The organism is Streptomyces sp. SID1328 (assembly GCF_009865595.1).
Lineage (GTDB): Bacteria > Actinomycetota > Actinomycetes > Streptomycetales > Streptomycetaceae > Streptomyces > Streptomyces griseoluteus.
The window spans coordinates 1-2,585 of sequence record NZ_WWKH01001085.1 but is presented as its reverse complement, the minus strand read 5'-3'; the positions used below and the strand labels follow the sequence as shown (position 1 = coordinate 2,585).

Annotated in this window: 4 protein-coding genes and 1 tRNA gene; 3 read left to right on the top strand and 2 right to left on the bottom strand. The window is 71.8% G+C overall.

The window, feature by feature from the left end; all coding sequences use genetic code 11:
• A partial coding sequence (locus GT030_RS35130) for a helix-turn-helix domain-containing protein (RefSeq protein WP_161204532.1) occupies positions 1-249 on the bottom strand: 249 nt, incomplete at its 3' end.
• Positions 250-413: 164 nt separating this feature from the next.
• On the opposite strand from GT030_RS35130, the gene hisN reads away from it, so the two are divergent.
• The 3 genes from hisN (at position 414) to GT030_RS35115 (ending at position 2,297) form a co-directional block, all read left to right on the top strand.
• The gene (gene hisN / locus GT030_RS35125) at positions 414-1,208 is read left to right on the top strand and encodes a histidinol-phosphatase (protein ID WP_161204531.1); all 795 of its coding nucleotides are present in this window, start codon (positions 414-416) and stop codon (positions 1,206-1,208) included.
• Positions 1,209-1,407: 199 nt separating this feature from the next.
• Positions 1,408-1,785 (top strand): CBS domain-containing protein, encoded by a 378-nt coding sequence (locus GT030_RS35120; RefSeq protein ID WP_237523042.1) that lies wholly within the window; start codon positions 1,408-1,410, stop codon positions 1,783-1,785.
• A gap of 95 nt (positions 1,786-1,880) precedes the next feature.
• The gene (locus GT030_RS35115) at positions 1,881-2,297 is read left to right on the top strand and encodes a transcriptional repressor (RefSeq protein ID WP_135789712.1); all 417 of its coding nucleotides are present in this window, start codon (positions 1,881-1,883) and stop codon (positions 2,295-2,297) included.
• Positions 2,298-2,363: 66 nt separating this feature from the next.
• Here GT030_RS35115 and GT030_RS35110 read toward each other — a convergent pair.
• Positions 2,364-2,437, bottom strand: a tRNA-Met gene (locus GT030_RS35110).
• Positions 2,438-2,585 lie beyond the last annotated feature (148 nt).

Below are 2,585 nucleotides of genomic sequence, written 5' to 3'. Positions count from 1 at the left end.
GATGGCGGCGAGCCGGTCGCGGGGGCCGGCGTGGGCGGCGAGGGCGCGGTCCACGCCGGCGAGGTAGCCGTCGGCCTCGCGCCGCATCAGGGCCCGGGCCAGGCCGTCCTTGCCGCCGAACTCGTTGTAGAGCGTCTGCCGGGACACTCCGGCGGCCGCCGCCACGTCGACCATCCGTACCGTCGACCACGGCCGCTGGGCGAGTGCTCTGCCTGCGGCGTCCAGCAGCGATTCGCGGGCTGCGGGCATCTTCGCCTCCCTGGGGCGAGCTGTGGCGCTTAGATTTGACTTGCCCACCGGCGCTGTCAAGGGTCCGGGGGCGTACCGGGGGCGCGGTTCGGCCGGTGCGCCGTACGCCGCGCCCGCGCTCCCCCTGGTGGCTTCCGGACACCGGCGGCCGATACGGTCGTCACATGCCGGACTATCTCGACGATCTGCGCCTCGCCCATGTCCTCGCCGACGCCGCCGACGCGACCACCATGGAGCGCTTCAAGGCCCTCGACCTGAAGGTCGAGACGAAACCGGACATGACGCCGGTCAGCGAGGCGGACAAGGCCGCCGAGGAGCTGATCCGCAACCACCTCCAGCGCGCCCGCCCCCGCGACTCGGTCCTCGGCGAGGAGTACGGCGCCGAGGGCTCGGGCCCGCGCCGCTGGGTGATCGACCCGATCGACGGCACCAAGAACTACGTGCGCGGGGTCCCGGTGTGGGCGACCCTGATCTCACTGATGGAGGCGGGTCCGGGCGGGTTCCACCCGGTCGTGGGCCTGGTCTCGGCGCCCGCGCTGGGCCGCCGCTGGTGGGCCGCGAAGGACCACGGCGCCTTCACCGGACGCAGCCTGACCTCGGCGAACCGTATCCACGCCTCCGGGGTGAGCGACCTGGCCGACGCCTCCTTCGCCTACTCCTCGCTCACCGGCTGGGAGGAACGCGGTCGGCTCGACGGCTTCCTGGAGCTGTCCCGCGAGGTGTGGCGCACGCGCGCGTACGGCGACTTCTGGCCCTACATGATGGTGGCGGAGGGCTCGGTGGACATGTGCGCGGAGCCGGAACTGTCGCTGTGGGACATGGCGGCCAACGCGATCATCGTCACCGAGGCGGGCGGCACCTTCACCGGTCTCGACGGCCGTCCGGGCCCGCACAGCGGCAACGCGGCCGCCTCCAACGGCGTGCTGCACGACGCACTGCTGGAACGCCTCGGCGACTGAAGCGCACCCGCCGGCACCGCGCGCCCTCAACGGGCTGCGCGCGCCCTCTTGTTGACCTCCCTTTTACCTGTCACGCTGAAGCCTCCCTCACTTGTGAATTCGTGAATCCGTGCTTGTGCGGCACGGGTTCCGCAGGAGGTGGCTGAAGCCCATGCTCGTTCCCGCCCCCGCATCACCCCCCACGCTCGTCCGAGACGCCATGAGCACGGTGGTCCTCACCATCGGCCCCGCCCACACCCTCCGCCAGGCCGCCGCCCTGATGTCCGCCCGCCGGGTCGGCGCCGCCGTGGTGCTCGACCCGGACGCGGGCGGCATCGGCATCCTCACCGAGCGGGACATCCTCAACTCCGTCGGTCTCGGCCAGGACCCGGACGCCGAGTCCGCCCAGGCCCACACCACCACGTCCGTGGTCTTCGCCGCCCCCGCCTGGACCCTGCGCGAGGCCGCGAGCGCCATGACGCACGGCGGCTTCCGGCACCTGGTCGTGCTGGACCGGGGCGAGCCCGCGGGCATCGTCTCGGTCCGCGACATCATCCGCTGCTGGGCCCCCGCCCGCGCCCCCGAACCGGTCCTCTGAACCCCTCCAGCAAGGTTGGACTGTGTCCAACCTTGCTGGGATTCCAAAGTCACACCTGTTCGGGATCTGGTCGGCCTGCTGTTACGCTGGCTGCCATGAGTGACCTTCTGGACCGGCTGCGTGGACGCGGATGGCGGCTGACCTCGCAGCGCCGAGTGGTGGCCGAGGTACTGGACGGCGAGCACGTCCACCTCACGGCCGACGAGGTTCACGCGCGCGCCGTGGCGAAGCTGCCGGAGATCTCCCGCGCGACCGTCTACAACACCCTGGGCGAGCTGGTCTCGCTCGGCGAGGTGCTGGAGGTCAGCACGGACCACCGCGCCAAGCGGTACGACCCGAACGCGCACCACCCGCACCATCACCTGGTCTGCTCCCGCTGCGGCGCGATCCGCGACGTGCACCCGACCGGCGACCCGCTCACCGACCTTCCCGACACCGAGCGCTTCGGCTTCGCCGTCTCCGACGTCGAGGTGACCTACCGGGGCCTGTGCCCGGAGTGCGCCGCCGCCTGACGAACGAAGCCACCCGCACACGACCGAGGGCCGGAATCCATTCGGATTCCGGCCCTCGGCCTTCAGTAGCGGGGACAGGATTTGAACCTGCGACCTCTGGGTTATGAGCCCAGCGAGCTACCGAGCTGCTCCACCCCGCGTCGGTGAACACGACACTACGGGACCCACGGCCGCCGAGGCAAATCCCTTCTCTCGCGCCCCGTCCGCCCGGCTCAGGCCGACAGCTCCTCGCGCAGCGCGTCCCGCAGCCTGGCCGCCCGCTCGCCGACCTCCTTCGGGCCCAGCTCC

Excerpts from the sequence above, each read along its gene's own strand:
- hisN (WP_161204531.1), top strand. The coding sequence starts at position 414 with ATGCCGGACTATCTCGACGATCTGCGCCTCGCCCATGTCCTCGCCGAC.
- GT030_RS35120 (WP_237523042.1), top strand. The coding sequence starts at position 1,408 with ATGAGCACGGTGGTCCTCACCATCGGCCCCGCCCACACCCTCCGCCAG.
- GT030_RS35115 (WP_135789712.1), top strand. The coding sequence starts at position 1,881 with ATGAGTGACCTTCTGGACCGGCTGCGTGGACGCGGATGGCGGCTGACC.